This is a genomic window from Streptomyces corynorhini, assembly GCF_003346515.1.
In the GTDB taxonomy this organism is placed as follows: domain Bacteria; phylum Actinomycetota; class Actinomycetes; order Streptomycetales; family Streptomycetaceae; genus Streptomyces; species Streptomyces corynorhini.
Window position 1 is genome coordinate 1 of record NZ_QQNA01000401.1, and the last position, 3,020, is coordinate 3,020.

General features: G+C 75.4%; 3 protein-coding genes. 1 reads left to right on the plus strand and 2 read right to left on the minus strand.

The window, feature by feature from the left end; all coding sequences use genetic code 11:
* Positions 1-153: 153 nt before the first annotated feature.
* Together DVH02_RS33465 and DVH02_RS33470 are read right to left on the minus strand one after the other, a co-directional pair.
* Entirely contained in the window at positions 154-570 is a 417-nt protein-coding gene (locus DVH02_RS33465; RefSeq protein WP_147286199.1) for a hypothetical protein, read from the minus strand.
* Positions 571-932: 362 nt separating this feature from the next.
* Positions 933-1,529, minus strand: coding sequence for a TetR/AcrR family transcriptional regulator (locus DVH02_RS33470; RefSeq protein ID WP_233518621.1), 597 nt, complete (start codon positions 1,527-1,529; stop codon positions 933-935).
* Between the two features lie 377 nt (positions 1,530-1,906).
* Between DVH02_RS33470 and DVH02_RS33475 the strand changes: the two genes are divergently transcribed.
* Positions 1,907-3,020 (plus strand): DMT family protein (locus tag DVH02_RS33475; RefSeq protein WP_233518622.1); only part of this gene is annotated, 1,114 nt, incomplete at its 3' end.

The window sequence follows — 3,020 nt, forward strand, 5'->3', positions numbered from 1 at the left end:
GTACCGATCCAGCCGCGCCCCGGGTGCGGGGCGCGGCTGGATCGGTACGGGTACGTCATATGGAGGAGACGCGGAGTGCTGATGGGCGTACGTTACGCGAGACGGGCGTCCGGCGGCGGTGGCGCGACCGCCGTGCCGCCGGAGCCGACGGGGTCACGCGGGCAGCAGGCGCGGCCACCACGACGGGACGTTGTCCGGTCCGCAGGTCCCGTTGGTGTCGTTCCCCACCCCCAGCGGCGTTCCCAGCCAGGCGAAGTGGAGCAGGGTCAGTACGACCAGGACCGCCACGAACACCGCTCCCGATATCAGCAGGCGCGCGCGGTCGGAGCGTACGCGGCGCGTCAGGGCCTGGGGGATCCCCCAGGCGGCCAGCCCCGCGAACGCCATCACGATCACCGTCAGCGGGGCTTCCCAGGTCCAGAGGTCGAAGACGCTCGGGTGCTCGCGCCGGATGACGGCGCACGCGTGCCGCGCCGCGCTCGACAGCCGGTACGCGCCGTAACCGGCCGCCCCGCCGATGAGCAGGGTCAGGCAGCCTGCGGTCCAAGGGGGTTCTGCGCGGCGCTCCATGCTGTTCACTGACGTCTCTCCGGCCGCAGTGGTTCCCGTCCGTCACCGCGACGGGCCGGTGACCCCTCCCCAGAGGTCACCGGCCGGCCGACGCGCCGCGCCCGTCCCCACGGTGCGGCGCGGGCGGTCCGTCGTCATCCGCTCGGACGACGGACCGCCCGTCCAGGGTCTTTCGTTTGGATCAGGCCGGATGAGGGAGCGGGGTCCGGTGCCGTGGATCGCGAGGCGGAGGAGGGAGCCCACGCGGAGCGGGTGGGGTCTCCCCTGGTCGAGCGAAGCCGAGACCTTGGGGATGACTGACGACAACGCGGCGAGGCGCGGTGCCGGGGCTCGCGAGCCCGGCATGATCCCAACGAGAGGCCCTAGAGGTGTGAGGCCGCGCGCAGCCCCAGGGAGGGGAGGATCGTCGCGTCGAGGAAGCGGTTCAGATACGCCTCGTCCGCGTGACGGCCCTCCAGTGTCGGCCGGGCCCGGATGACGCCGGTCAGCTGGACCGCGACGAACTCCAGGGCCGGGTTGTCCGCCGCGACCTCACCGCGGTCCACCGCCCGCCCGACCATGGTGTCGATCGCCGCGATCTCCGGGTCGATGAGCGCCTCGCGCAGGGCCCTTTGCAGCTCGGGGTGTTGGAAGGCGGCCTGGCTGAGCGCCCGCATCAGCGGCACGTCGCGCCCCGAGAACGCCGCCGCCGACCGGGCCACGGCGCGCAGATCGCCTTCCAGCGTTCCGGTGTCGACATCGGCCAGCCGGAAGCACCGGGTGCCGCGCAGCGCGGCGGCGACCAGCAGCGGCTTGGTGCCCCACTGGCGGTAGAGCGTCGACTTGCCGCAGCGTGAGCGCGCCGCGACGCCTTCCATCGTGAGGGCGTCGTAGCCGCCTTCCCTGAGCAGATCGAGAGCTGCCTGGTAGAACTCCTGCTCGCGCTCCGGGGTGATCTTGGAGCGGCGCGGCGAGGTCATCGTCTCTCCCTGCCCTCGGGCTCTCATCGCATCGATACGGCAGTGTACCGATACGCCAGTGTACCGAAACTAAATCGTATCGGTACACTGGCGTATCGATAAGGACGCGGTTTCAGGGCGCGTCGCCGTAACGCCACGTCGTCCCCGCGCGCCGTGTCGATCACGCGAAGGGGGCGGGTGGTGCGCGTCAACGCCCGCACGGGGCCCACCGCACGGAAACAGGACGTTTCCGCCCGACCGCCCCGCGCCGTAAGGCGCCGAGGCTCCCCGGTCGTACGGGCCGGGGCCGCGCGGACCACGGCCGCCGGGCCTACCGGGCACCTCCCGGGGCGGGCCCCCGCCGGGGCCGTCGACGCTGTCCCGTCGGGAGCGGTCCGATGAACGGCCCGACCGCGCTCGCCGTGCTCCTCTCGCTCGTCTCGGCCCTCGCGTACGCCTCGGCGGCCGTGGCGCAGGAGCGCCTCGCCGCCCGCACCGCGCCCGGGACCCCGCTGCTCACGCTGCTCGCGCGCGGCGCCTGGTGGGGAGCGGTCGGGCTGAACGCGACGGGCGCGCTGCTGCATGTCGTGGCCCTGACGTACGGGCCGCTCACGGTCGTGCAGCCGCTCGGTGCCCTGACGCTGGTCGCGGCCGTACCGCTGGGCGCCCGCCGGGCCGGCCGGCGGGTCGGCGGGGGCGAGTGGCGCGGCACCGCGTACACACTCGTGGGGCTCGCGGTCATCCTGCTCACCGCCGCGGGTACGGCGCCGGGCGCGACGCTCACGCTGGCGCGGGCGCTCGCCGTCGCGGGGCTGGCGCTGGCCCTGGTCACGGCCCTGACCAGGCCCGGAGCCCGCCCCGGACTGCGGCACGCGGCGGCTTCCGGGATCACCTCGGGCGTCGCCTCCGCCCTCACCCAGACCGTCACCGTCGCCGCCACGGCCCGTGGCGCGGGCGCGCTGCCCTGGTGGCAGGTCACGGCGGTGGCGCTGGTGGTCGCGGCCTTCGCCTCGGGCGGCCTGCTCCTCTCGCAGACGGCGTACCGGGGCGGGCTGGGAGCCCCGCTCGCGGTGCTCACCCTCGCCAACCCGGTTGCCGCCTCCGTGATCGGCCTCGCGCTCCTCGGCGAGCGCCTCAGGGGCGGCGCCCTGGGCGTCGCGGCGGCGCTGGTGGGCGCGGTGCTGGCGGCGCGCGGCGTGGTGCTGCTGACGCGGACCGCCACGGCGCCCGCGCCGCACACCCACGCCGAGGAGGCCCGCGCCCCGTACGCCCCGTACGTCCCGTACACGCCGTACGGAGATCCTCGCGACGCCGCCCCCTACGACAACCCCTACGCCGCCCCCTACGACACCCCCTACGAGCCGGTCGGTACGGGCGCCCCCGCGCTCACCTCGGCACAGCGACGGGTACCGGCACAGCCCCCGGCCCCCGGACCGCCGCCGACCACGACCACGACCGCGCCCGCTCCCGCCCGCGCCGCCCTCGGCCGTCGCCGCCCCCGGCTCGCGCGCC

Bases quoted from the DNA above. Each gene is read 5' to 3' on its own strand.
- DVH02_RS33470 (WP_233518621.1), bottom strand. From the start codon at position 1,529: ATGACCTCGCCGCGCCGCTCCAAGATCACCCCGGAGCGCGAGCAGGAG.
- DVH02_RS33465 (WP_147286199.1), bottom strand. From the start codon at position 570: ATGGAGCGCCGCGCAGAACCCCCTTGGACCGCAGGCTGCCTGACCCTG.